The following is a 26,341-nucleotide window of genomic DNA, read 5'->3' on the forward strand; positions in this document are numbered from 1 at the left end:
AATGTATATAATTAAAATACCATTAGGTATTTTTTATTTTATTATTAAACGATAATTTTAAAATACACCGATAAGTATATTTGTAACTTGTATTATTATTTAAAAAAACTCCACTGTGCGATAGTGGAGTTTTATATTTTATATTAAATCTTCTTGATAATTGTTTTTAAATGTTCATTTTCTAACTTAATTATTTTATTAAGAAAATAGTATATACCATTTTCAGCTATTATATTTTTTAACATTATTGATTGTTCATCTTCTAAATTAAAATAAAATAAACAATTTTTCAAACTTATTAATAATGTATCACACAATAGATTATTATCTAGTGCATAAATTATTGGTGATATAATTCTCTCATTTATTTTTAGTTTGTCAATAGGATTTCTACCAACACGGCTTAATTGGTCATTAATTTTGTTGTTTGAAAATCTAGATATTATGTTTTCTCCATATTGTTCAAGATATTTTATTTCAATATTATATTTTTTAGATATAATTTGTGATATTTCTTTAATATAATTTTTAGCAAAATTAATAGTGTCCATTCTTTGTAATGCTGGTCTACTATTTTTATGTCCATAAACTTGTCAATATTATATCGTTGTCATGCAATTGAAGAATGTAATCCGTTTAGCATACACATTTTTTTATAAATATGTCCATCTATATTATTTACATATTTTATATTTAATAGTCTTTGAATTTCTTTTGGCCACTGATATTCATTACAAACTCATTCAAAAGATTTTTCACTTCTAATTATATTTGAATCTTTAAAACTTTGAGTTGGTATAATCCTGTCAACTAAACAATCAACAAATGTTATATTTTGATTTTTATTTTTAATAATATTTTCAAAGTAAGAAGAAACCTTGTAACCATTTTCACAACACATAATAACAACTTTTTTCTCAATATAAATTGATGCTTTTTTAAACCAATTTATTAAATTCTTTAGGTTCTTTTTACCAATTGATGTTGTTATTAAATCTACTTTTTTTAGTAAATATAAATTATCTTGATAAAATATTTCATCTAATTCAAAAGCTTTATAGTTATCATATTTTCTAATTTCATCTTGTTCGCTTTCTACATATAGAACTTCATATTCATTCGTATTTTTTAAATGATTGATAATATCTCTATCAATATCTAAAAAAGTAAAATTTATATTTTTATTGTAATCAAATAATGTTGGATAAATAAATCCTTTTCCAATATTTCCAGCCCCAATATGAATTATATTCATTTCTCTTCTTCTTTTGTAAAATTGACCAATTTTTCTTTAGTGGGGTTGTTTAACATATCATTAAAAAAATTCTCATTCATTGCATTAATTGCAATATTTTGTAAAATATCTATTTGTTTATCCTCTCTAATTGCTAGTCCTACAATTATTTGAACACTTTCACCATCTCATTTAATTGGTGAGTTTATGTGTAAAATTATAATTAATGAATCATGTAGAAGCATACTTGCCTCATATGTACCATGCGGAATTGCTATAGAATACCCAATGCTAAATGAAGACATTTTTTCTCGTTTATGAATTGACTTTATATAATCCTCTGGAACATTATATTCTCGAAAAATATCAAACACTTTTTCTAAAGCTTCTTTTTTATTTTTAAAATTACAATTTAAAAATATTTTTTCCATTTACATTACCTGCCCACCTGTTATTTTTATTGATTGACCAGTACAATATGATGCTTTTTCTGATATATAAAATGATAAAACATTATAAACATCTTCGAATTCACAACCTCTTTTTAACGGTACTTTAGCAATATAATAATCTTTAACTTTATTTTCGGCAATATTTAATTTTTTAGCATAAGCTGGTATTAATGACTCAAACATTTGGGAATTTAATAGGTTACCAAGCATTAAAGCATTAACTCTAATATTGTGTTTGGCCAGATCAAGTGCTAATGATTGGGTTAAACCAACTCCGCCAAACTTAGCAGCAGAATAACCAGCATTAAACATTGAACCAACACACCCAGATTTAGAATTAATTTCTATAATTGAACCCTGAATATTATTTTTTATCATATTTTTAGCAGTTTCTCTAGCTAATAAGAAATAACCAACTAAGTTGACATTTATACACTTCATAAACTCATCATAAGTAAAATCTGTGATTTTATTTGAATTTGCATAACCAGCATTATAAACCAGGGCATATATACTACCAAATTCTTTTTCAATTATTGCAAAAGCTGATAAGACAGATTGCTCATCTATTAAGTTTACCTTTATTTGTTTTATATCTGGTGATTCTTTTTTTAATAATTCTAACGATTTTTCATCATTGTCTAAGACAATGATATTGTAATTATCATTATATAATTTTAAAGCTAAATATTTACCTAGACTTTTTGCACCACCAGCAATAATTATATTTTTTTTATCTGTTTTTTGCATCTATTTTTTTTCTCCTATCTTTGCGCTTTTAATGTTTTCATAAAGTTGATCATACACACCAGGGCCCATAAATTTACTAATGATGTAAATATAAGAATTAGGTGCTTTTTTTATAGCAAAATCTTTAAAGTTTTTCATTGTAACAACTACATCATATTCAGATGTTAGGTTTTGTACAGCTACATTTGTAACTTTAATATCAAATTTATTTTGTTTAACTCATTTAGCAATGATTCCAGATGCCATAGCACTTGACCCCATTCCAGCTTCACAAGCCACAACAATACTTTTTACTTTTTCTCATGCAAATGAGCTTTTTTCTGATTTTTCTTCAATGCTTTCATTGTTACCAAAATCAATTCCTTCATCTGTAATTGTAATTTTTGAATCTGTAGATTGACCTTTATTTTTTGAAACAATTAACATAAATGAAGCAATAACAAAGGCAACACCAGTTCCAACAACAAAAGCTAATAAATTGATTAATAGAGCATGTACTCCTGGTGATAGGGCAATCATTGAAATAATTGAACCAGGACTTGGTGTGGCTATTGTACCACCACCAAAGTATGATGTAATAAATTGAGCAGATACAACACCAGCCATTGTTGAAAGGACCATTTTTGGTCTTTCTAAAATAAAGACAAAGTAAACTTCGTGAATTCCACCAATAGTGTGGATAACAGATGACCCTAGTGCGTTATATCTACTTTCATTTTTTGTAAATATAATATATGCTAACAATAATCCTAAACCAGGTCCTGGATTCGGATCAAACAAGAAGAATATACTTCTTGGATCGGTAACTCCTTTAGCTTTTTGCATTGATATCTCATTATAACCAATTGGTCCAAGAACACCATGATTTTGTGCGTTATTTAGAAAACTAACTTTAACTGGTTCTGTAATTATTCCCATTAATGGAGCAATTCATTTATTATTTCCAAATAATGATATTGCTTTCATCATTGTTCATGTAATACCTCACATAACCCATCCTCAACCAAAGAATGTCACTAGAGCTAAAATAATACCAAATATTCCAATTCCAAAGTTTTTAACCAACATTTCAAAACTTTTATTGATTCTATTTAAATATAGTCCTTCAACTTTTTTTAAGAAAAGAGCAGATAGGGGACCAATAACCATAGCTCCAATAAACTGATTTGGTGAATCTGGGTGAGTTCCATCGTTCATAAATATCTTTGTAGAATATATTCAATCGGTTCCAACTATTGTTCCAACAATTACAAATGTTGCAAACATTCCCCCTCTAATACCATAAATTAATCTACCACCATTGAATGCAATTAATATTGGTAGTAATCATTTAATTCCGGGACCAACTAAAGCTCCCAACATTGGACAGTCAAACCATCCTAACGGTTTTTTGTTTACATCATCATACAAAAACATTGCAGTTCATAATCCTCAGGCTAATAATACACCAACAGATGGTAATATCATTCCAGCCATAAAACTACCAATTCTTTGTAGTCTGACTTTTATTGACTTAGATTTAACACCATTTTTTAAGTCAAATCTAGTCGCTTCTATTTTTTCTTCCATTTTTTTAACCTCCACAAATATTATAGCACTCTTGTAAATATTTACAACAAATTGTAAATATTTTTTGAAAAAAAATATTTTATTTTACATTTGTAAATATAATTAAATTCTAATTTTTTATGATAATATATAGTAAACAGTTGGTTTTATATAGGTTTTCCTATCATTTGTATTAAAAATTATGCCAAACTGTCTAAAATAGACCAAGGATTGGTAAAAAAATGAAACATGAACTTTTAAAAAAAATTGAAGATATTTCCATTGATGAACACGTAGATAAAGGAACTAGAGACATTGCTAAGTTTTTTTTAGATAATTTTAGAAATATTGATAAAATATCAATAACCAAAGTTGCTGAGAAATGCAACACAAGCCCAACAAAAGTTACAAGATTGTCTGAGCGAATTGGATTGAAAGGATTTTCTGAACTAAAATTAAGATTATTAGATATTTCTAACTCAGTAATAATTGATGGAGATTATGTTAATGTCTCTGAGAGAATAACGAGAAATAAGGATGTTTTTTTTGATAAGTATATAGATATTCATAAAGAATCCTTTAATAATCAATTTTTATATCTTAAAAATAAGGATATGAGTAAATTTACTACAGCAATTAATAAAGCAAGATTTGTTTATTTATTTGCTTTTAATCTTTCATATAACATATCAAAAAATTTTGTCCAAAGATTGCGTTGATATGATATTAATATTATTTCTGAGTGTGATCCTGTTTCAATTGACACTTATATTAATAAAATCTCAAAAGAAGATTTAGTCTTTTTAATTTCAATTTCTGGAAACAATATGTTAGTTACAGATTTAGCAAATAGGTTACATGGACGAACTGATTTATTTGGTATTGTTGATTCTTCTTGTAAATTTAAAGACAAATTTAATGATTATCTTCAATTTGAGACAAATGAGATAAAATTATGAAATATTAACTCTATTAAAGCTCAACTTGTTATTCAATTATTAGATTTTATTTTTGTCAATTGAATTGTAGCAAGATAGGGCATTTTTTTCGTTTTTAAATTTAAAATATAGCCAATGTTAAATAAAAAAATCGCCTAATATATTAAAAATTTGATAAAAAACTAAGTAGTTATCAAATGAGAAAATAAAATTGATATACTTAATTTTTTTTTTAAAAAATAGAGGTGTATTGAAAATATATAAAATTGTGTAATAAAAGTATAAATACTTGCATAAAACAAAAATTTGAAATAATTTTTAGACAAATTTAAAATTTTTTAAACATTTTTAGTAAGATTTAGAAAATTTGTTAAATATTACCATTTTATGAAAGTGATATATTATAATACAGTTAGTAAAAAGAAAAAAAACTATGTGCTTTTTGGTACATTCAACATCACTTAATATCTTTATTTTGGATATGTATATAAGGAGTAAACTAGTTATGAACAAAATAACAATCTCAAACATTTCTAAATCATTCAAATCTAAAAAAATATTAGATGATTTAAATATTGAATTTGTTGAAGGTAAGGTATATGGTTTATTAGGGCTAAATGGATCGGGAAAGACTACACTTTTAAGAATAATATTTAATGAAGTAAAACAAGATACCGGTTTAGTAAAATATAATAATAATTTATTAAATAAAGACATTTATTCTTTTATGTATTATTATCCAGAAAATGATAACATTCCGCTTTCAATTACTATTTTTGATTATTGAATTTCACTTTCGCTGCTAGCAAATGTTAATAAAAAATCAGTTTTTAATATTATAGAATCGAGCAAAGAACTTCTCAAAGGAATAAACTATAAAAAAACGATAATTAGAAAACTGTCTTCAGGTCAAAAGAAAATTGTTTCTTTGATATCTTGTTTTATTTTGAAACCAAAATTTATTTTTTTAGATGAACCAACAGCAAATCTTGACAAAAATAATAAAGATATTGTGTTAACAGCAATTAGAGAGTTCAAAAAAAGAGGGATGTGTGTAATTGTTGTAACACACCTATTTAACGAGATCGATAATATAATAGACCAAGTTATTATTCTAGATAAATGCAAAATAGTTTATAACAATATAAAGGACCCAAATATTTCTACCGGGGATATATTTAATCAATATGTTAAAAAGAAAGATTTGGATATTTACTTTAAAGAGTGAGATTTGATGTAATGAAAAAAATATCTAAAATTTATTATAATGAACTTAAAATAACTATTAAATCTAAGTCAGTCATTATTGGATTTATTATGCCAATAATTTTAAAACTATTTTTTACAATATTATTTTCATCATTATATAATAATTATGGTTTAGATTCGGGGAATATAAATAGATCGGGTTTTTATTATATAACTAGTGTTATTTTAATATCTATTTCACTAACATCCTTTATTGGTATTAGTGTAAATAGAGTTTTTTGAAACAAAAGGGATGGAAATACTTACAAATTATTTCTTAACTATGGCTATTCTCCACGTGAAATTTTCTTTATAAAGTTGTTAGTTATTGTATTGCTCATAGTTTTATTACTATTTGCATTAACTTTTATTGGTGTTATTTTTCTTTTTGGATGAATTGGAAAAGATGCATTATTTGCAAATAGATTCTTTATTTGTGATTTAATGTTTTATCCAATTATTATTCTTATTGTATTTCTTATATCTATGATTTTAATGCCTTTATTTAGTAATGCAAATTTCTTTGTGTCTGCATTATCAATAATATTTATTTTGATGGCATCGTTTTCTACTTTTGCTTTTTCAGAATCTGTTAGTTATAAAAAACAAGATAATGATATAAAAACCACTTCTTTAAGAACCTTTACTAAAGATGACGTAATGGGACAGATTTCTAATGATGAAATAAGATTGCAAATTTATAATGAATTATTAAAAAAAGAAAATAAGAATTTCTTAGAAAAAACAAAAAATTTATTAAACAATTTTAATTCGGTTTTTCTTAGTGAATATATTACTGATAATGTTGCAGAAAAATTTGTTGGTACAGAATTGAACTCTACAATGAGGAGATTAATAACTAACTATTATAAAAATGAATATCATTTATTACAACTACCAACTTCACCAATGAATTACTTTTATAAAATTTTTAAAAATACTAGGTTACCTTTGATAGATAAAATAGTATCGATATATCGTTATGAAAATTTATGGTCATATACTTCTAAAAATTCTCTATTTGTATACCCAAATTTGGAAGATTATAATGGCAGTTTGGAAGATTATTTCCATTATTATGAAAAATCTTTATGTTATATTTGTTTAATTTCATATAATCGTTTTGAAAATGTTAAAATCCTTGATGATGAAAATATAGATAGTATAGCAGTAAATGATATGTCGAGTAAGGTAGATTTGTGGTCTTGGTTGGACCCACTATTTCAATTGAACAACTTCTTATATGGTATAAATTATTCTAATCCCTATCTTGATAACGCTCTAACATTACATTCACCAATTCCATCCCATCTTAGATGTTATGAGTATATTTCTACTACATCAACTGATAAGTCAAAAAATAATAAAATAACGATTAGTGATAGCAAAAATAAAATTTTTATTCAATTTTTTGTTTGGTTAATTATTCTTTGTTGTCTTATTATATCTACAAATTTTAGATATTCTAAATATATTCAACAATAAATTAAAATGTTAAATAGTTGATAATAACAGATGTTAAAGTATATTTAATTTATTGGAAAAATATTAAGCACCTATCAATTTGTTATTTAAAAAAGGGATAATAAATAAAAAAATCTAATCATAAGAATTTATTTAATTACCCAGGGCTTTTAACATTTATTTCTTTACCTTGAAGAACTTTAAATTCTAATAGGACTTTTTGTATCTGTTATTGATATATAAAGGCTGTATATAAATTTTGCTATTTTAAAAGATATTTATAAGATAAAAAGTATTTTTGTCTATCTCATTTATGATGTAACTTATGAATTTTTCATAAGTTTTTTAATGATTAGTATCATAAAACTAAAACAAACAAGATTTAATGATCAAAATTAGATTTAATTTTTTTATTTTATTAGATATTTACCTTAAAAATTTCTATAGTGATATTAATTATCAAAAAATAATTATTTGATAAATCTAAACCTAAATAAATAATTTATTTATACATGTAAGATGTTAATAATGATAAAAAAATTTTAATTATTTCCTATTTCTTAATTGTTTAAAAAATATTATATTATATTCTATATTTACACAATCTCCTATATTTAATGTATAATATTTAAAAATGAGGTAATGGAGTGAATGCAAAATTAAAATACAGTATTCTAGGTACAACAATAATGTTTATATTTATATTGTTTTTTAATTTCTTTTATATCTCATCTAAGTCAAGTAGTGAAGTTAATAAAATTGATACAAATAAAAATGTAACTATGTTAACTTTTGATGATGGTCCGGGAGAAGCAGACCTAAAAATTTTAAAAATTTTAAATAATAATAATATTCATGCAACATTTTTTGAAGTGGGATGCAATCTTGCTAAATATAGATTTTCCGATAAGTTTGAAGAAGCACACCCTGAGTTAAAGAAAAATGAAGAGTCAGTTGAAGATAGTAAAAAATCAGACTCTATAACAACGATTGTACAAAAAATTCTCAATTCTGGCAATTTTATTGGCAATCATACCTATAATCACCAGAAATATGTTAATAAAATATCATCTTTAATAGACGAATTAAAAATAACAAATATGTTAATTAAAGAAGTGTACAAAGAAAATCTTGGTGTTGATATATCCTCCAGTCAAATTCCAGTAAGGATGCCATATTTACAATATTTTCCTGGCGTCGAGTATGCATTAAAACAAGCTGGAAATAGTTATATTGCTAGAGGATATCTTGGTACTGATTATTTTGAAAAAGAAGCTGGGGTTGCTAAAATTTTAACCCAATATGAAACACATCTAAAAAAAGGAATTATATTTTGTTGTCATTCAAAAGATTATGCTCAAGAGTGGTTACCATTATTAATTGAGTATTTAAGAGATAAAAACTATACTAAATTTGCAACATTTTGACCAAAAAACTTAGATAGTAGCATTAGTTCTTTTAAAGAGAATTCTTACGAAAACTATGGAAGGTTGGTTAAATAATGAAGTTAACAGCTTTGGAATGGCTAAGTTTCTCAATATACTTTATATTCATCTTATGCGGATTTATATATTTAATTTATTGGTCAGTATCGAAATGAAAGTCTAAAGATAGCAATTTAACATATTATATTTCCATAAATTTATCTTTAAGTATATTTTTAATAGCACTATTAACATTATTTGCTCTTACATATTCTCTTTATATAGGTCTCTGATGGCAAATAAATTTATCAAAACTTATTATATCATTACTAATTGCTAGTTTAATAATTATAAATTTATTTTTAGGTGATAAATACATTACATAGGATTATCAGAATAGGAGTTATTATGAAAAAAAGTATTTTATTAACAAACGTCTTAGTATCTACAATCTTTATTTGTAGTCCGTTTTTAACATCTTGCTACTTTGATTATGGTGTTAATCTATCAGAAATTAGTGATTATGATTGAAAAAAAGAAGAACCTTATTATCAACAAAACGATGGAACTTTACGCGAAGATGACAATTCTAATGAGGTTTCAGCTGATGACATTAAATTTGAGAATAATGACAACGATAATATTGTTTTTGATAATAAAGGTTCATTTATGGATTTGACTAAATTCAACACCTATTATAAAAATCCCGATTCAATCAAAAAACAAACACCAACTGGGGTACCTTTAAATAAAACTTTTTTGCCAAATGGTCAAAAAAAGATGCAGTATTCAAAAATCACTCCAGATAAATTTTATGATACAATCAACACATTAAATAGATGAGATTATAACAAAGATAAAGATGCTAAATATAACACTTCTCGAATACCTTTACAACCATCGAAAAAAACAAAGAACCACTGGGTAAACAATCAATATGATAAAGTAAAAGAAATGAACATGGGAGTACAAGTATCTTCCACAGCAAAACAAAGTACCATTGTTGGTTCAAATCGTGCATATTCAACTTCGTTTAATGAATATCAATATAATGACATTGACATTGCTTGATCTGGTTCAATAAGTGAGGGAATAATTACACCACCTTCAAGAGAACAAACAGACAAGGCACATATTAATGGTACAAAAATGTTTGGTATTGTTTATCTTGATGGATATTATGGTCTTAATAGAGAATCTACTGCAGGACTATTAACAAAAGATAGTAGTGGTAATTATTTGATTGTCAATACATTAATAAATATGGCAAAGAATATGAAGTTTGATGGATGATTTTGAAATAATGAACCAAACGGTTCACAACCAAATGGTAGTGTCCTTGGTTATGACGTTGTAGTTGATATTTTAAAACAACTAAGAAATAAGATTTCAACAAGTAATGATGAGGACATTAAGAAATTAGAAATCGTAGGCTACAAAAATGATGGTACACTTGGTTTTGATAACACTGGTTTACCTATTAATGATGAATCAAAACAAATTAAAGAAAATACAGATCATTTTGTATCCGATTTTTATACATTTGCCAATGAAAATGGAAATTACTTTGACAAATATTATAAAAATTCACCTGATTTTGACAAACGATATAATGTTTATGGAATGTACAATTTAGGTGGTTGAGTTGATAGCAAGATTTGATATGACTCTAATAATTTAGGAACAAGGGATTTTAGAGATATTACAAATTATCCAGCTAAAGATGGTAAACTATTAAATCCCGATACATCTGTTAATGAATATAAATCTGGAAATGGTTTTTCATTTAAATCCAGAGAATCATTTGATGAACCAAATAGTAAGTTAACAACACCTCAACAATCATTATCATTATTTTCCTCTCAGACACCATCTGATTTGGCGTCAGCAAAAGCCCATATTAACGATGAACACAAAGTGCAAACAAGTGAAAATGATAAATTTGCTCTAACATTAACTAACGATTATAGCGATAAAACTTATACTGGTGTACATAAATCGTTAGCAAATAATGATGTTGGTCTATGTGCTTACCCTGAAAATAAAAAAGTTTATACTGACAACACTGACTATAAAAAATATAGTTTTGGAGTTGGAGATATTGTAAGTGAAAAAACAACAATAACAGATAACAATCCTTTCTTTAGAACAAATTTCTCAACCGGACAAGGTGTAAAATATGCTTCTCTTGATCATAATAATAAGAGAGTTATTGCAAATAAATATCCTTGAACAAACGAAACTATTGCAGATGTTCAACCAACATACAAATGAATGGTTGATGACCAATATAATAGCACTAATAAAATTTTAACATCTGTTGATGGTTTTAGTGGTTTTTATGATTATGATAATCCGTATCTAAAAGGAAATTCTATTTGCCTAGGTGGTAGTCTAACCGAAAAATATTATATATCTCCAGCAAACTGGATAGCTGATCATAATTATACTTGGTCTATATTAGGAACAAACTATTCAAATGATAATCCTAGAAAAGTTTCAATAGTTTATAAATCAGATAATTCAAACGTTATTGATCCAAATAACGTTAATATTTCTGCTAAAAAACAAGGTGATAAATCATCTTGAGATATTTCAAAAGCTACTGATGTAAAGATAAGTGATACTTCTCACACTTCACTTGGTGATGGTTGATGAAAAATAACTGCTACAGTAAACGCTAATTTTGACCATTTAGGAATAAATTTTACCCCAAAATCTACTGGAAAGGCAAAAATTAATATTGGAGAAATAACTATAAGCAACCAAGGAGTTAAAAATAAAACTAATACTCAAAAACTTAACCCAAAATTATCTTCTGAATATGAAATTTTGCGCAAAAATAAAAAAAGCATGCGGCTAAATTTTGAAAACATCATAAATGATAATATATATAGTTATTATGAAGTTTACAAAACTGATGCAACAAATAAATTAGTTTTATTGGGACAAACCAATTCGGATAATTATTACATTAAAAACTTAGATAGTAATGATAATCAAATTTTTGTAAAAGCAATAAATTATGACAATACAACAGATCCAGTGATTAGCTGGTATAAATATAAAATATAAGGAGTTTCATATGATTGAATTAAAAAATGTTTCTAAAAGTTTTGGCAAAAACTTGGTATTAGATGATATAAGTTTAACAATACAGGATGGTGAATCTGTTGGTTTGGTCGGGTCTAATGGTTGTGGAAAAACAACATTAGTTGAACTATTAATTGGCCAAATAAAACCAGATAAGGGTTCGATTACATTAAATGGTTCTAAGGACACATATAAGAAAATAGGAGTCCAATTCCAAGAAGGTTATTGACCACCTGGGATTACTGGCAAAAACATAATATCTTATTTTGTGAAGAAAAAAAATATGAACACAGAGGATTTTGAACAATTAAAAAATGTTTTTAATCTTGAAGGTATTATTAATAAAAGCCTATCATCATTATCTGCGGGACAAAGACAGAGAATTAATACATTATTAGCAGTTGCAAATAATCAAGATTACATTTGTTTGGATGAAATGATCACTGGTTTAGACTTAGAAATGCAATTGCGATTAATTAAATATTTTAAAAGCAAAATTGATGAGGGAAAAACCATGGTTATTATATCTCATAGTCCAGAAGAAATTGAAACATTATGTAGTACGATTATAATTTTAAAAGATTCAAAAATATTTTATAAAAATAAAAAATCTGCTGTTGTTAGTGAATTTGGATCTGTGAGAAATATGATGTTAAAATTTTATGATAAGGAGTTGAAAAGTAATGTTAAATAAAAATAAAGTTGAGAATCAGAATAAAAAAAGTGAATTTTTAATTGAATTTAAAGATTACCTAGACTCAATAGGAAAAAATATTGTGATGTTATTTGCATCATCATTTAAATCATTGCGTACATATCTAATAGCTTTTTTAATCCCAATCGGCTTTCTATTAATGCTTATGTTATATCAAACACATTCAGGGTTAAATCAAATTAGAATTGCCCAATTAATAGGCTACTCTTTAATACCATGCTTCTTTGTTATTTTTTTAATAAATCTAACGATTGCAGAATGAAAAAGTTCAGTTTTTTTAAAGCGTATTCACACATCGGGTGTATCTAAAAGAAATTTCTTTATATCTTCGATTATTTTTGGTTTAATAACAGGGATATTAATGTATTGTGTGGGATTATTTTTTATTTATATAATTGGGATTGTTTTTATTCGTGACCCATTAGATAGTTCAATAAATTTGTCATATGCATGAAGATTATTATCATTTGAATCATGATTATCAATCATATTTGGAATGATTTTAACAAATCTTGTCTCAATTTTATGTGGAATTATCTTTAGTGGAATATGTAAAAGTGTATCACTATCACAATCGATTTCAATTTTATTTGTAGCATATGCCATTGTTTTTTCAGACAATTTCTTAAATCCAATGACAATTGCTGTTTCTAAAAACTTGGTTTTATTTAGTTATTTGAACCCATTTAAACATACTGTTTGGACAAGTTATTTACTTGGTTGTCGTTACAATGGTGTCTTTATTAAAAACTGAATATTTGATGGTTCAACTAATAGACTAGAAATGAGTTTTGGATTAAAACCATATATACCGCCATTAACATCTATTCTTTATATAGCATTGTTATCTTTTCTTGGATTATATTCATTTAAATGAAACAATAGATAATTCTATTATAATATCCCCTTAAGTAATAACATTTTTTATGAATAACCATTTTTTTAAAAATGTGATTAATATTTATTTTATAAAAAAGCAATTAAGTAGACAGAATATTAAATTTTTATTATGTATTTATTCTTAAATACTAATTACTATTAGAGTTAATTATTGTAATAAATTAATTCTTGTTTATTTTAGTGATTATAGAATAGAATATTAAATATTAAAAATAATACCCATATTATAATTTTTAATGTATCATTAGTACAGTAATTAAAAGATACTATTAAATTACTTAATTTAGAACACAAATAATTAAAGGAGAATATGAAAAAAATAAAGTTAAAAATAGACAAAGATTATAAATTACCATTTATTCTTTGTGCAATTATTTTTTCTATGAGTGTACTGGGTTTTATAGTTTTTTCTTTTGGAGATCTTGATTATAAATGTTCTGGAGCTATGGGAATTTTGATGCATAACTATTTTATTAAAAATGTTGCTTTATTTTATTTCTTATTAGGTAATAGCTCAATGATTTTTTTAGTTATTTGTGTCTTAGTTATAATTGAAACTATATTTTATAAAAAGATACCGTTAAAGTATAACTGAATGATGTGATTTATATATTTGATAATTTATGCTTATTGGTTGTATTTAAAAATAAACGGAATAATTACTAGCAAAAATTTAGAAAATGATGGAACATTGGGAAACTTTGATTTTCTTGTAGCACCTATTTCACATCAAATTGATGCAGTTGTATTATTTTTATTTGAGTTAATTGTTGTTATTTCAACAACATATTACATGAGATTTGTAATGATTAAAAATAAAAAGATTGAAATTCATGCTTATTGAAAAGATGCTGTTAAAATGATATTAATTGTAGATCTTACATATTTTATTGTGATAATTCTTAAACAATCAACTGGGAGAGGGGAATATTTTTGAACTAATTTTGAGGATATAATTGGGAAAATAAATTGAGATTCTGATCATAAATATGTAAAAAGTGTTAGTTGAACAAAAGAGTTTTTAGATCTTGCTAATCACGGTGTAAATCTTGATAATCTAAAGGCTGCAATTATTAATAATATAAATAAAAAAGGGTGGGGAAATTATCCATATACAAAATGATGAGAAATTAATGGTAATTTCTCACATAATTTACAATATTGGTATCCAATTAATATGTTTATAAAACCCGATATGTCAACAATGCCCAAGGGATGAGATATCATTAATTTTCCATCAGGTCATGTTGTAACAGCCTTTTCTTTTATTGGTTATGGAAGTATGTTTTTATATAATCGAGATGTTAAAAAAAGCTGAATAAAAAATTCATTTACTATAGTTTGAATTCTTCATATTTTGATGATGATGACAATGTTAGTTATTGGAAGAGTTCATTGACTTACAGATGTATTTTTTACAGCTTTCTTAGTGCCTTTAATGATAATTTTTACAAATTATGTCTTTAATAAAATTGAAGAAAAATATTTAATCAGAAAAAACAAAAAAAGTCAATATATAAGTTCTTAAAATATTTGTAATATTTTATTTTAATCTTGTTAAAAAGTAATTTTTTTCATACTTAATTTTATTTTTTTAATAAATAGACCTAATTTTATGATATTATAAATAAGTACCAATGTGCGCACGTAGCTCAGTTGGATAGAGCATCGGCCTTCTAAGCCGGTTGTCAGGGGTTCGAATCCCTTCGTGCGCGCCATTTTTTGAATTAATAATTATTATTTATAATAGTGGCTTAATTATTATAATAATTAAATTAATAATTATTTAATGTATTTTTAAGTAATTTTGATGTAAATAACATTTTTTATTAAATAGTGTTTTCTTATTATTTTAAAAATATTAACCTTGTCAAGTTAAAATGCTTGACAAGGTTTTTCTTTTAATTTATAATTATATAGTACTTAAAGAAAGGAAATATTAGATGGTAAAACTAAGACTAAAAAGAGTTGGTAAGAAAAAATCTGCTTTTTATCGTATTGTTGCTATTGATTCACGAGTTAAAAGAGATGGTGAATATATAGAATTAATTGGAACTTATAACCCAATTAATGGTGAAAAAAATATTAAATCAGATATTGCCTTAAAATGACTTAATGAAGGAGCACAACCAACAGATACAGTTAGAAGTCTTTTTTCTAAGGAAGGGATTTTAAAAACATTTCATGAAACTAAAGTGGCAAAATCTACTAGTGGAGAAAAAAAACAAAAAACTGTTAAGGTTAAAAAACCTGCTCCAGCTAAAAAACCAGCTTCAGCCGATAAACCTGCTCCAGCTAAAAAACCTGCTCCAGCTAAAAAACCAGCTTCAGCCGATAAACCTGCTCCAGCTAAAAAACCAACTGAAAAGCAAGCTAAAGCTAAATAAAAATTGTGTTTGATAAGTTAAAATTAATTGGAAAAATTTCAAGACCATTTGGTATTCGAGGGCAAGTAAAATTGGATATAGATAAGGAAATTTCTTTTCTTGATTCATTAGATAATAAAAAAGTTTATATTAAAAGCGATTTATCATATGAGTTTTTTTTTGTAGAGAAAGACCAAATTATATCAAAAAAAAGAATTCTTACGTTAAAGGATGTTTCTAACATTGAAGATATTGAACCGTATGTTGGTTGTTACTTATATACAATAAAGGGTGATGTTGCTATTGAAACAGAGATCAATTATCATGGTTGAAAAGTCTTGTATCAAGATAATGATTTTGGTATAGTTGTTGATGTAATATACAATGGTAAATACAATCTTTTAAAAGTTGAACAAAAAGATTCAAAATATATATGAATACCCAATATTGACAATTTTGTAAAGAAAACATTAAAGAGTAAAAAAACAATTTATGTACAAAATATTGAGGAATTTTAAACAATGAAGTATTCAATACTAACGCTATTTCCAGATTTAATTAAAAGTTATATAAAAACTTCAATTATCAAAAAAGCAATTGAACGTAACTTAATAGAAGTAGAGATAGTAGATATTAGAGACTTTTCCACCCTTAAAAATAAGCAAATTGATGATTATCAATTTGGTGGTGGAAAAGGAATGTTAATAATGATAGAACCTATTGTTAGAGCAATAAATAGCATAAAAACACCAAAATCAAATATTATCTTAACATCTCCCCAAGGAAAAACTTTTAATCAGAAACTTGCTATCGAATTTAGTAGTCATGAGCATATAATTATAATATGTGGCCATTATGAGGGATTTGATAGTCGAATATCTGCATACATTAACCAGGAAGTTTCAATCGGTGATTATGTACTTACTGGGGGAGAATTAGCAGCGATGGTGATAATTGATAGTACTAGTAGATGTGTTGATTCTGTTATTCAAAAAGAGTCATTAGAAAACGATAGCTTCTATGATGGTCTATTAGACCACGATGCCTACACAAAACCAGTAGAATTTGATGGACAAAAAGTCCCAGATGTCTTACTCTCAGGGAATCATCAAAATATTAACAAATACAAGCTTGAGTCTAAATTAAAAAATACTTATAAAAAAAGACCAGACTTATTAGAAAAAATAAAATTTGATAGCGAAAAGTTATTAATTTTAGAAAAAATAAAAAAAGAGGAGGTATAATATGTTACACAGTAAAGTTACACAACAAATTTTAGACAAACAATTAAGAACAGACCTACCCGATTTTAGTTCAGGGGACACTATTTGTGTTAATGTAAAAATTAAAGAAGGTGAAAAATTCAGAATTCAAAGTTTTGAAGGAGTTGTCATTAAAACCCAAGGTTCTGGAATCTCATACTCTGTTGTTGTTAGAAAAAATTCGAATGGTGTTTTTGTTGAAAGAACATTCCCATTACAATCACCAATTATTGAGAGCGTAGATCTTATTAAACGTGGGCGTGTAAGAAGAGCTAGAATATACTATATAAGAAAACTATCTGGAAAATCTGCAAGAATTAAAGAGATTGTTACTAAAAAAGATAAATCAACTAGCCCGGTAACTAAAAAAGTTACAAAAAAACAAGAAGCAAATAAAACAGAAGCAAAAAAATAATTACCTAGATTAATATAGTTACAATTTTAGTTGTGATAATTAAATTTCAACTAAAAAATTTTAATCTGTAAGTATTTTTTTTTTTTTTTGTTTAAAAAAATGACTGAAAATGTTTTTGACCAATATATATTGGGAAGAACAGCAATAATTTATCAAAAAATATGATATAATATAGTTGATAATATCTTAAAACATACAAATAGAGGAAATATATGTATGCGTATAGTTGCAAATAAGAATAAAATATGGTTAATCTTAAGAGAAACAATCAAAAAAAATTGATATATTTTTCTAATATTTTTTTCTATATCATTTGTAGCAGCATTTGGAATTTATATTTGAATTTTTGGACTAAATGGTAATAGTAATAATCTTAAAGTTTATGAAACCTACACAATAACACCAAAAGAGAAAGGTGGAACAGGTAAGATAGTCCATAATTTTGCAATTAACAACTTGATGTATTATTTATTGTCTGGGCCAGGAATATGTTTTTTATTAATTTATTTTTTAATATTGTATAACAAACATTTTATAGACACAAAAAATATAGGCAAGTTTGCAATGTGACTTACAATGGCAGTTTCTAGAAAAAAATTATTTATAACTAAAATGTCACTCTTTTATATTGAAATGTTTATTGCCTATATTCCAATCTATGCTCTTACATATTTTATCGCTTATAAATATACATATATAAACCCTGACTTTATAAAAAATTTATTATTACAGATAATGGGCTTTTTTATCTTCTTATTTTCTTCTACAAATTTTTATGTACTAATATATATATGATTTCCAAATAAGGTAAAAATTATTCATATATTGATAGGTTTAATATTGTTATTTCACATTATTATTTTTGGTGTTGATAAATTAATTACCTATAAATATGGAAGTGATAAAACAAATTATATTTCATATGCTGATGTCTTTAATTTTATTTCAAATCAGTTTCAATTGAAAGCAATTAAATGAAATACTAATTTGGATGGTTCTCAGTATTTATTGTTAGAACAAACTTATAACTATAAGTTTTTATATATTTATACACCATTATGAGCAACAACAGGAACTCTGTTTTGTGCAATAGCAGTTATTAAGGTCAACAATCTTGATTTTAATATATAGATAAAAGAAGAGAGGATAATTATGCTTAAAATTGAAAATATAGTAAAAACATATGAAAATAATAGAGGTATTTTTGATGTTAGCATATTTGTAAAACCGGGAGATATTTATGGCCTAATTGGTCCTAAAGACTCAGGAAAAACTACAATATTGAGAATAGCCCTTGGCTTGGTGAAAAAAGATAGTGGTATTGTTTACATTAACAATATATCAACCTGAAAAGAACCTAAAAAAATAATGAGTATTGTTGGATATTTATCAACAACTCCTTCAATTCCGCCAAAGATGACAGGAGAAAAATATATACATTTAATGGCAGAAACTAAAAATTCTGTAAATATTCTTATTATTGAAGAACTTATAAAGTATTTTGAAATCGATGTGAAAAAAATAATTAGCAAAATGAATGATGAGGAAAGAAGATTAGTTTCACTCATCGTTGCAATTATGCACGACCCTGATTGTCTATTATTAGATGAACCATGTTTAAATATTTCACAAGAAAACAAACAAAAAATTATTAAATTATTATTAAAACTAGCAGAGTTAAAGAACAAAATTATTTTAATAAGTACAACAAACATTGATGGAGTATCTAAGATTTGTAATAAGATAGGGTTTTTAAAACTTGGTTTTTTGAAAAAAGAAATAACTCTTAATAATAAGGAAGATAATATTGAATTAGTAAGATCTATTTATAATAATGTTTTCTATGAATCTGATTTTGAAAAAAAATAAACAATAGCAAAAAACTATTTAAACTACCTAGAAATTCTATTTCTTTTTTTGTTTATCTAATCAGTTATAATAATATTCATCAACTAATATTTTTAATTCCTTTACTAGCTCATCTTGCTTAACAGTTTTAAAAATTTTTCCCTTTTTAAATATTATTCCAGCATCTTTTCCTCCGGCAATACCAATGTCAGCTTGGCTTGCTTCTCCAGGGCCGTTAACTACACATCCTAAAATTGCTATTTTTAATGGAAAGTTAAGATCTTCAACATAAACTTCAATTTCTTTTACAACTTTATTTAATTCAAACTCAAGCCTTCCACATGTAGGGCAAGCAATAACTTCTACAATATTTTCATAAAGACCAACACTATTTAAAAGTTTCTTACATACCTCAACTTCTTTAACAGGGTCATCTGTTAGAGATATTCTAATTGTGTTTCCATACCCCTCATATAATAAATGTCCTAGGGCAAAACTTGATTTTATTGACCCATTTAAGAGACTTCCAGCCTCTGTTATCCCTATATGGGCAGGATATTTTCATCTCTTAGCACACTCCTTATATGCAAGAATTGAAGCAATTGGGTCTGTTGATTTAACAGAATAAATAATGTCTTTAAAATTTAATTCTTCTAATATGTCAATGTGTTCCTTTAAAGATTCAACACTAGCCTGTCATGTTCACCCATATTTATTAATAATATGTTTTGGTAAACTACCAGAATTAATCCCAATTCTAATTGGTATATTTTTTTCTTTACATTTATCAACAACTTTAATAACATTTTCTTTTAATCCAATATTTCCAGGATTTATCCTGATTTTAGCACAACCAGCATCTGCTGCTATTAGTGCAAATTTGTAGTTAAAATGAATATCTGCAACAACTGGAATTGGTGATTTTTTAACTATTTCTTCTAATGACTCTGCATCATTTATCCCTAAAACAGCTACACGAACAATTTGACAACCCTTTTTATAGAGTTGTTCAATTTGTGTTAAAGTAGCTTTAATATTATGTGTTTTTGTATTTGTCATTGATTGGATTATAACATTGTTATTGCCCCCAATTTCAATGCCTCCAACAAATATTGATTTTGTTATTTCTCGAAATTTTTTCATTATTAATATTTAACCTATTAATATTATATATTTATTTTCATCCTCTTATCTAAAACTATTAATAATTTGAAAAGAAATACATTATTTATGATTATATACCCTCAATTCAAATTAACTACTAAAAAAGTAAGTTTATTTTTGCTATACTTAATATGTAGGAAGATTTTTAATGAAGGATATAAATTTTTTAAGACAATTTAATTTAGAACACAATACAAACTCAAAACTGGAAAATGAAGATGTTAATGAAGTATTTAACTACATTGATTATGTTTTTTTTAAGCGTAATGTTATTTTCAACACAATTTTAAAACTTGAAAATGAGAATAATTGCCTTAAAAATGTTTATGAAAGATATGATGATAGACAACTACTAATTTCAAACTCACAACTAATATCTTATATTTATGAGATTAAAAATTCATTAGAAACTATAATTTTTAATGAAAATGCTAATTTTTTGAACCAACCAGTTTTTATAGAGCTAAAAAAAATGATTTATTATTTTAGAGATAAAATTGATAGTGATATTTTTAAACTGACTAGTGATTGAAAGTTTTCTATCGATGACCATCTTTTACATGAACAAATTTCATCCTTTAATTATTTTTACTCTTCTTTTGATAAAATTACAAGTTTGTTAGAACATTTATTTTTTAGATTAACAGGTGACCATCCACGCCCTAAAATTGAAGAAAAAGAGACATTTGGTTCTAGAATTATAAAATTATCTTCACAATTAACAATCGATAGCACGCGGGACACATATTTTCGCAATTGAATAAATTTGGTCTCAAATTCAGGAATTATTACAATTATTCGTTTTAAAAGAAATTCCCTTTCTCATGATTTTTTAAATTTTACATTAAAATACAATCTTTCGTTAATTTCTTTTTGTCTGTATATATTAATAATGAGATTTTTAAGTGTTCTTTCTGCTTGTATTAAGGATAAAAGAACATTAGCAAAAAATATTCAGAAACGATAGTGATAAAGCTAGTTAAAATAAATAAAAGTTTTTTATAATAAGGAGGGTCAAAAATGTTTAATAGAGGTTTTGAAGTTAAAGATCTTAATGATTTTAATGGGCCATTAGACCTTTTGGTACATTTAATATCTAAAAAAGAAATTGAAATAGTTGATGTTAATTTAACAGAAATTACAAATCAATATTTAGCATATATTGAGGAAGTCAAAAAACAGAGTATTGAAATCGCTAGTGAGTATTTATCAATGGCTGCCTATCTTATTAGGCTCAAAAGCGCTTTTTTAATTCCAAAAACTAAAGAAGAAGTTGATGATAACTGAGAAGATGTTCAAAGAAAAGAGTTTTTTGATCGACTTGTGGAATATCATAAAATCAAAGAAGTAACTAAATATTTTGTTGATCGTCAGAAAGATACTACAAAGTTAATTTCTAAGCAAAAAAGCATTTTAAAAGTAACAAGAATTGATGATGATAAGTTACCACTAGCAAAAAATACAATTAATATTGAAAAATTTTCTAAGATTTTTTTAAATGTTATTGCTAAACAAAAACGCTCAACACAGGGAGAAAAAAATTTAAAAATTGTTGAAATTTCTCCAGATGTTGTTGTAGGGGAGATTCGTAAATTTTTAGAAAAAGAAGAAAAAATATGAATTAATTTAGAAGCTTTGATTGAAAATGAAAATTTTTCAATTGGGATGTTAGTTGTTGTTTTTGTTTCAATATTGGATCTTGCAAAAGAACAATATTTACAAATAAAACAAGATAATGATGACATTTTTGTTAGACGAAAATAAATAGTTCATATTTTTATGTTATAATATCTTAAGTTAGTGAAATATATATCAATCAATTTTTTAAATAATTAAAATAAAGTGTAGTAGAAGGGTAGTTGTTATATGAATAATAATAAGTTAATGGCAGTTGTTGAAGGTCTATTATTTTTAAATGGAGATGCAGGGGTAGATATTGAAGATATTAAACAAATGTTGAATATTAACGAAAAAGACGAAGTTGTAAAGATTATTAATAATTTGAACCATAAATACAAAAATGATGACAGTTGTGGATTAATGATCCAAACATTTGCCCAAACCAAATTTCGTATGGTTATAAAAAATGCATTTTTCGACTATTATTTAAAACTAGAAAATATAAAAACAGAAGCTAAATTATCAAGTGCTGCGATTGAAGTCCTTAGTTTAATTGCTTATCGTGGACCAATTTCAAAACCAGAAGTTGAACAAATCAGGGGAGTTAATTGTGATATCCATTTCTCAAAATTAAGACAACGAGGCTTAATTGCTGAAAATGGAAAAGCAGAAAATCTTGTTGGCAAACCAATGTTATATATAACAACAGATGACTTTTTAAAATATTTTAACCTCAATTCCCTAGACGAACTCCCACCATTAACTGCTGTAGAAGAAAATGAAGATATATTTTAAAAATGGAACAAAGATTACATAAGATTATTGCAAATAGAGGATATTGTTCTAGAAGAAGAGCTGAAGAATTAATTGTTAAAGGGGCTGTTAAGGTTAATGGAGTAATTATTAGAGAACTAGGAAAATGTTTTGATGAAAATTGTAAAATTGAAATTTTTAACAAAATTGTTGATAAAAAATCCGAAAATATATACATTTTATTTTACAAACCTCGTTCAGTTATAACAACAATGTTTGACCCAAAATCAAGAAAAACAGTAAATGATTTTTTTAAATCATTTCATGAAAGAATTTACCCTGTGGGAAGATTGGATTATGATGTTGAAGGTCTATTGTTAATGACAAATGATGGAGAATTTGCCCAATTTATATCCCATCCCAGTTACCAAATTAAAAAAACTTATCAAGCACTTTGTGAAGGAAGAGTAAGAAAGGACCAAGTAAAGAACCTAAGTCGTGGAGTTAAAATCCATGATAATTATCTTGCAAAAGCCCTTGATGTTAAGATCAAAAACTATGATGATAGTAAAAATGAATCAATTATCAGTCTAACAATTTGTGAGGGTAAAAAACATCACGTTAAAGAAATGCTAAAGAATGTAGATATTGTTTTAAAAAAACTAAAAAGAAGTGCAATAGAGTTTTTAACAGATGATGGCCTAAAACCAGGCCAGTATCGTTCATTAAAAGTTCACGAAGTTAAGCAACTTTATGGTATTTATAAATCAATAAAAAAATAAACGTATATAATATTATATAAGAGAGGAACATTTTTATGAGAATAGCATTATTTGGTACAGTTGGTGCTGGAAAATCAACTGTGAGTGAGGAAATATCTAAACGGTTAGGACATGAAATTTTTCCAGAACCAATAGATGATAACCCGTATTTTGATGATTATTATAGGGACATGAAAAATTTTTCCTTTAAAATGCAAATTTACATGTTACTTGCAAGAAGTAAACAATTAACAATGGCAAAGGATATGGAAAATATTATCTTTGATCGAACTATTTTAGAAGATACAATATTTATAGACGCACTCCATCAATTGGGAAATCTAAACGACATAGACCACAAAGTCTTAATTGATTTCTTTGACAATGTTATTCTTCCTTCCTTAGGTACAAGAGCTCGTTTTGATGTTGTAATATACTTAAAACTTTCAACAAAAAAAGCTGTTGAAAGAGTAATATCTAGAGGTAGGGCCCAGGAGCTTCCAACAGATTATAAGTTTTGAGATAACCTAAATATGCTTTATGATAAAGCATACAATCAACGTAAAAATAAATTTAATTTTTTAGTTATTGATGCAGAAACAGATGACCTAGATAAAAAAGTAGATGAAATCATTGAGGCTTTAAAAAAACAAGGTTTAAAATAGTATAGTTACAAATAAAGGAGATTAATTATGGGAAGAGCTCACGAAGTCAGAAAAGCAAGTATGGAAAAAACAGCTGCATTAAAGTCTGCTCTTTATGGAAGAGCTGCTAGAGAAATATATATGGCAGCTAAAGGTGGAAGTAGCGATCCTAATTCAAATCTTGTGCTTAGAAGTGCAATGGATAAAGCAAAATCAAATCATATTCCAGCTGATGTTATTGCTAGAGCAATTAAAAAGGCAGAAGGTGGAGAAGTTGAAAACTATATCTTTAATAGATATGAAGGATATGGTCCGGGAAACTCAATGATTGTTGTTGATTCTTTAACAAGCAATGTTAATCGAGCAATAGCAGAAATCCGTGATGTATTTAATAAAAATGGTGGAAAAATAGCTCAAGCAGGAGCTGTAAGCCATTCATTTATTCCTTGTTCTATCTTTGCCTTTGAAGGCCATACAGTAGATGAAATTGTTGACTTATTGTTAGAGGTAGATGTTGAAATAATAGATATTACATTAGAATATGACCAAACAGTAGTTTATGGTGGTTTTTCTTCTTTTAACGCAATTAAAAAGGTTCTTGATAACTTCGGGATTTTAGAATATTTCCAAGCAGAAACAACATTAAAACCAAATGAAGAAATAATATTAGATGATAATGATGTAAAAGCACAATTTGAAAAATTAATTGATAAATTAAATGAATTAGAAGATGTTCAAGAAGTTTATCATAATGTCGAACTTTAATGGGAAATAGATACTTGAGGTTTTGAAAAATATGGTTTTAATTGATTACGACTTTTTATTAATTTTAGGTCTTGAAGTTTTATTTTTATTTATTATTGAATTAATAAATACAATAAAGATTAGAACCCATACAGTTTTACAAATAAACGCTAGTAACAATAACGTTTCAACAACCCAATTAAAAAAATGAATTGATCTTTTAAAGGTAGAATTTAATATTCAAGAATGAGTTGTAGAATATCGTGAATCGAATAAATACAAAAATTGTCTAAATTGTGTAGACAAAAAAGCAAAAAAAATAATAATTCCTAAATGAGAGTTTATTAGTGTTGGTTATGAAATTGATTATTTATTTGCCACATTATATGCATCTTCAAAGATAATTAATAAAGATAAGTTTTTCTTAAGAATGAATTTTATTGCTAATTATTTAATTCTAATATTAAAAATTTGTTTAATATTATCCTTAATAATTCATATAGTTTTTCATTATTTTATAACCAATCAAGATAGTAGTTTTTATCAAGAACACCATCTTTTATTTGAAAATTATGCTAATTGATATATTAACCAAACAATTGGTGTAGGGTTGTTTATTATGATTATTGTGATCATATATTGTATTGATAAATATTGTAAAAATGCATTTGAAAATTTATATGAAAGAGATATTTACGATTTTGTTAAAAAAGAATGCATTGGGTATGATTATGATTTTTATGTTGCAAGACAATATTCTAGAATGCATAAAATTTGGTTGATTTCTTTAAATAAGTTCTCTAAAAAGACAGATTCATTAAAATATATGGGTCCATGAACATTTTTTTAATAAAAATAATTCTTTTTTCTACTTTAAATAGAAAAAATATTAATAATCATTTATTTGTGGTAAAATCAATTTAACACCATAGTATTTTTATTTTATTATGGTTGTTTTTTAAAAAAACAAGTTTAAATTCAAAAAGGAGAAAAAAAAC

General features: G+C 25.6%; 27 protein-coding genes and 1 tRNA gene. 22 read left to right on the forward strand and 6 right to left on the reverse strand.

What is annotated here, in order from left to right; genetic code table 4:
• Positions 1–143: 143 nt before the first annotated feature.
• Genes AAHM97_RS01830 through AAHM97_RS01850 form a run of 5 tightly spaced genes read right to left on the reverse strand, consistent with a single transcriptional unit; the run spans position 144 to position 4,005 of the window.
• Entirely contained in the window at positions 144–551 is a 408-nt protein-coding gene (locus AAHM97_RS01830; protein ID WP_342269253.1) for a hypothetical protein, read from the reverse strand.
• Complete coding sequence (locus tag AAHM97_RS01835) at positions 473–1,255, reverse strand: hypothetical protein (protein WP_342269254.1); 783 nt, start codon at positions 1,253–1,255, stop codon at positions 473–475. Before AAHM97_RS01835 ends, AAHM97_RS01830 begins: the two co-directional genes overlap by 79 nt.
• A complete protein-coding gene (locus tag AAHM97_RS01840; protein WP_342269255.1) occupies positions 1,246–1,665 on the reverse strand; it encodes a PTS sugar transporter subunit IIA in 420 nt (139 codons plus the stop codon). Before AAHM97_RS01840 ends, AAHM97_RS01835 begins: the two co-directional genes overlap by 10 nt.
• Positions 1,666–2,436 (reverse strand): sorbitol-6-phosphate dehydrogenase, encoded by a 771-nt coding sequence (srlD, locus tag AAHM97_RS01845; RefSeq protein ID WP_342269256.1) that lies wholly within the window; start codon positions 2,434–2,436, stop codon positions 1,666–1,668.
• A complete protein-coding gene (locus tag AAHM97_RS01850; protein ID WP_342269257.1) occupies positions 2,437–4,005 on the reverse strand; it encodes a hypothetical protein in 1,569 nt (522 codons plus the stop codon).
• Positions 4,006–4,226: 221 nt separating this feature from the next.
• Between AAHM97_RS01850 and AAHM97_RS01855 the strand changes: the two genes are divergently transcribed.
• The 15 genes from AAHM97_RS01855 (at position 4,227) to AAHM97_RS01925 (ending at position 19,678) form a co-directional block, all read left to right on the forward strand.
• Positions 4,227–5,021, forward strand: coding sequence for a MurR/RpiR family transcriptional regulator (locus AAHM97_RS01855; protein ID WP_342269258.1), 795 nt, complete (start codon positions 4,227–4,229; stop codon positions 5,019–5,021).
• A 406-nt stretch (positions 5,022–5,427) separates the two neighbouring features.
• Entirely contained in the window at positions 5,428–6,162 is a 735-nt protein-coding gene (locus AAHM97_RS01860; RefSeq protein ID WP_342269259.1) for an ABC transporter ATP-binding protein, read from the forward strand.
• Positions 6,162–7,655, forward strand: coding sequence for a hypothetical protein (locus AAHM97_RS01865; RefSeq protein ID WP_342269260.1), 1,494 nt, complete (start codon positions 6,162–6,164; stop codon positions 7,653–7,655). Before AAHM97_RS01860 ends, AAHM97_RS01865 begins: the two co-directional genes overlap by 1 nt.
• Positions 7,656–8,281: 626 nt before the next feature.
• Complete coding sequence (locus AAHM97_RS01870; RefSeq protein ID WP_342269261.1) at positions 8,282–9,136, forward strand: polysaccharide deacetylase family protein; 855 nt, start codon at positions 8,282–8,284, stop codon at positions 9,134–9,136.
• Between the two features lie 330 nt (positions 9,137–9,466).
• Positions 9,467–12,133: an endo-beta-N-acetylglucosaminidase gene (locus AAHM97_RS01875; RefSeq protein ID WP_342269262.1), complete on the forward strand. Its 2,667-nt coding sequence runs from the start codon at positions 9,467–9,469 to the stop codon at positions 12,131–12,133.
• A gap of 10 nt (positions 12,134–12,143) precedes the next feature.
• A complete protein-coding gene (locus AAHM97_RS01880) occupies positions 12,144–12,845 on the forward strand; it encodes an ABC transporter ATP-binding protein (protein ID WP_342269263.1) in 702 nt (233 codons plus the stop codon).
• Complete coding sequence (locus tag AAHM97_RS01885) at positions 12,835–13,755, forward strand: hypothetical protein (protein WP_342269264.1); 921 nt, start codon at positions 12,835–12,837, stop codon at positions 13,753–13,755. Before AAHM97_RS01880 ends, AAHM97_RS01885 begins: the two co-directional genes overlap by 11 nt.
• Before the next feature lie 321 nt (positions 13,756–14,076).
• A complete protein-coding gene (locus AAHM97_RS01890) occupies positions 14,077–15,294 on the forward strand; it encodes a phosphatase PAP2 family protein (RefSeq protein ID WP_342269265.1) in 1,218 nt (405 codons plus the stop codon).
• A 113-nt stretch (positions 15,295–15,407) separates the two neighbouring features.
• Positions 15,408–15,484: transfer RNA gene (locus AAHM97_RS01895), tRNA-Arg, on the forward strand.
• 225 nt (positions 15,485–15,709) lie between these two features.
• On the forward strand, positions 15,710–16,153 hold the full coding sequence (gene rpsP / locus AAHM97_RS01900) for a 30S ribosomal protein S16 (protein WP_342269266.1): 444 nt from the start codon (positions 15,710–15,712) through the stop codon (positions 16,151–16,153).
• A gap of 5 nt (positions 16,154–16,158) precedes the next feature.
• Entirely contained in the window at positions 16,159–16,650 is a 492-nt protein-coding gene (locus AAHM97_RS01905; protein ID WP_342269267.1) for a hypothetical protein, read from the forward strand.
• Between the two features lie 3 nt (positions 16,651–16,653).
• On the forward strand, positions 16,654–17,376 hold the full coding sequence (trmD, locus tag AAHM97_RS01910) for a tRNA (guanosine(37)-N1)-methyltransferase TrmD (protein WP_342269268.1): 723 nt from the start codon (positions 16,654–16,656) through the stop codon (positions 17,374–17,376).
• Between the two features lies 1 nt (position 17,377).
• Positions 17,378–17,809: a 50S ribosomal protein L19 gene (gene rplS / locus AAHM97_RS01915; protein WP_425288828.1), complete on the forward strand. Its 432-nt coding sequence runs from the start codon at positions 17,378–17,380 to the stop codon at positions 17,807–17,809.
• Positions 17,810–17,908: 99 nt separating this feature from the next.
• Positions 17,909–18,940 carry a hypothetical protein gene (locus AAHM97_RS01920; protein WP_342269269.1) on the forward strand — a complete coding sequence of 344 codons (1,032 nt, stop codon included), beginning with the start codon at positions 17,909–17,911 and terminating at the stop codon, positions 18,938–18,940.
• A 21-nt stretch (positions 18,941–18,961) separates the two neighbouring features.
• A complete protein-coding gene (locus AAHM97_RS01925; RefSeq protein WP_342269270.1) occupies positions 18,962–19,678 on the forward strand; it encodes an ABC transporter ATP-binding protein in 717 nt (238 codons plus the stop codon).
• 36 nt (positions 19,679–19,714) lie between these two features.
• Here AAHM97_RS01925 and ispG read toward each other — a convergent pair whose 3' ends face one another.
• Positions 19,715–20,800 carry a flavodoxin-dependent (E)-4-hydroxy-3-methylbut-2-enyl-diphosphate synthase gene (ispG, locus tag AAHM97_RS01930; protein ID WP_342269271.1) on the reverse strand — a complete coding sequence of 362 codons (1,086 nt, stop codon included), beginning with the start codon at positions 20,798–20,800 and terminating at the stop codon, positions 19,715–19,717.
• A 169-nt stretch (positions 20,801–20,969) separates the two neighbouring features.
• Here ispG and AAHM97_RS01935 point away from each other — a divergent pair, with 169 nt between their 5' ends.
• The 7 genes from AAHM97_RS01935 to AAHM97_RS01965 all read left to right on the forward strand — a co-directional run bounded on the left by AAHM97_RS01935 (position 20,970) and on the right by AAHM97_RS01965 (position 26,193).
• The gene (locus AAHM97_RS01935; protein ID WP_342269272.1) at positions 20,970–21,788 is read left to right on the forward strand and encodes a hypothetical protein; all 819 of its coding nucleotides are present in this window, start codon (positions 20,970–20,972) and stop codon (positions 21,786–21,788) included.
• Positions 21,789–21,841: 53 nt separating this feature from the next.
• The gene (locus AAHM97_RS01940; RefSeq protein ID WP_342269273.1) at positions 21,842–22,585 is read left to right on the forward strand and encodes a segregation and condensation protein A; all 744 of its coding nucleotides are present in this window, start codon (positions 21,842–21,844) and stop codon (positions 22,583–22,585) included.
• Between the two features lie 102 nt (positions 22,586–22,687).
• A complete protein-coding gene (gene scpB, locus AAHM97_RS01945; RefSeq protein WP_342269274.1) occupies positions 22,688–23,236 on the forward strand; it encodes an SMC-Scp complex subunit ScpB in 549 nt (182 codons plus the stop codon).
• Between the two features lie 2 nt (positions 23,237–23,238).
• Positions 23,239–23,976: a pseudouridine synthase gene (locus tag AAHM97_RS01950; protein ID WP_342269275.1), complete on the forward strand. Its 738-nt coding sequence runs from the start codon at positions 23,239–23,241 to the stop codon at positions 23,974–23,976.
• A gap of 35 nt (positions 23,977–24,011) precedes the next feature.
• Positions 24,012–24,620 carry a deoxynucleoside kinase gene (locus AAHM97_RS01955; protein ID WP_342269276.1) on the forward strand — a complete coding sequence of 203 codons (609 nt, stop codon included), beginning with the start codon at positions 24,012–24,014 and terminating at the stop codon, positions 24,618–24,620.
• Between the two features lie 27 nt (positions 24,621–24,647).
• Positions 24,648–25,364: a YebC/PmpR family DNA-binding transcriptional regulator gene (locus tag AAHM97_RS01960; protein ID WP_342269277.1), complete on the forward strand. Its 717-nt coding sequence runs from the start codon at positions 24,648–24,650 to the stop codon at positions 25,362–25,364.
• Positions 25,365–25,395: 31 nt separating this feature from the next.
• A complete protein-coding gene (locus tag AAHM97_RS01965) occupies positions 25,396–26,193 on the forward strand; it encodes a hypothetical protein (protein ID WP_342269278.1) in 798 nt (265 codons plus the stop codon).
• Positions 26,194–26,341: the final 148 nt, after the last annotated feature.

Origin of the sequence: Spiroplasma endosymbiont of Aspidapion aeneum (genome assembly GCF_964031045.1) — a bacterium.
Taxonomy (GTDB): domain Bacteria; phylum Bacillota_I; class Bacilli_A; order Mycoplasmatales; family Mycoplasmataceae.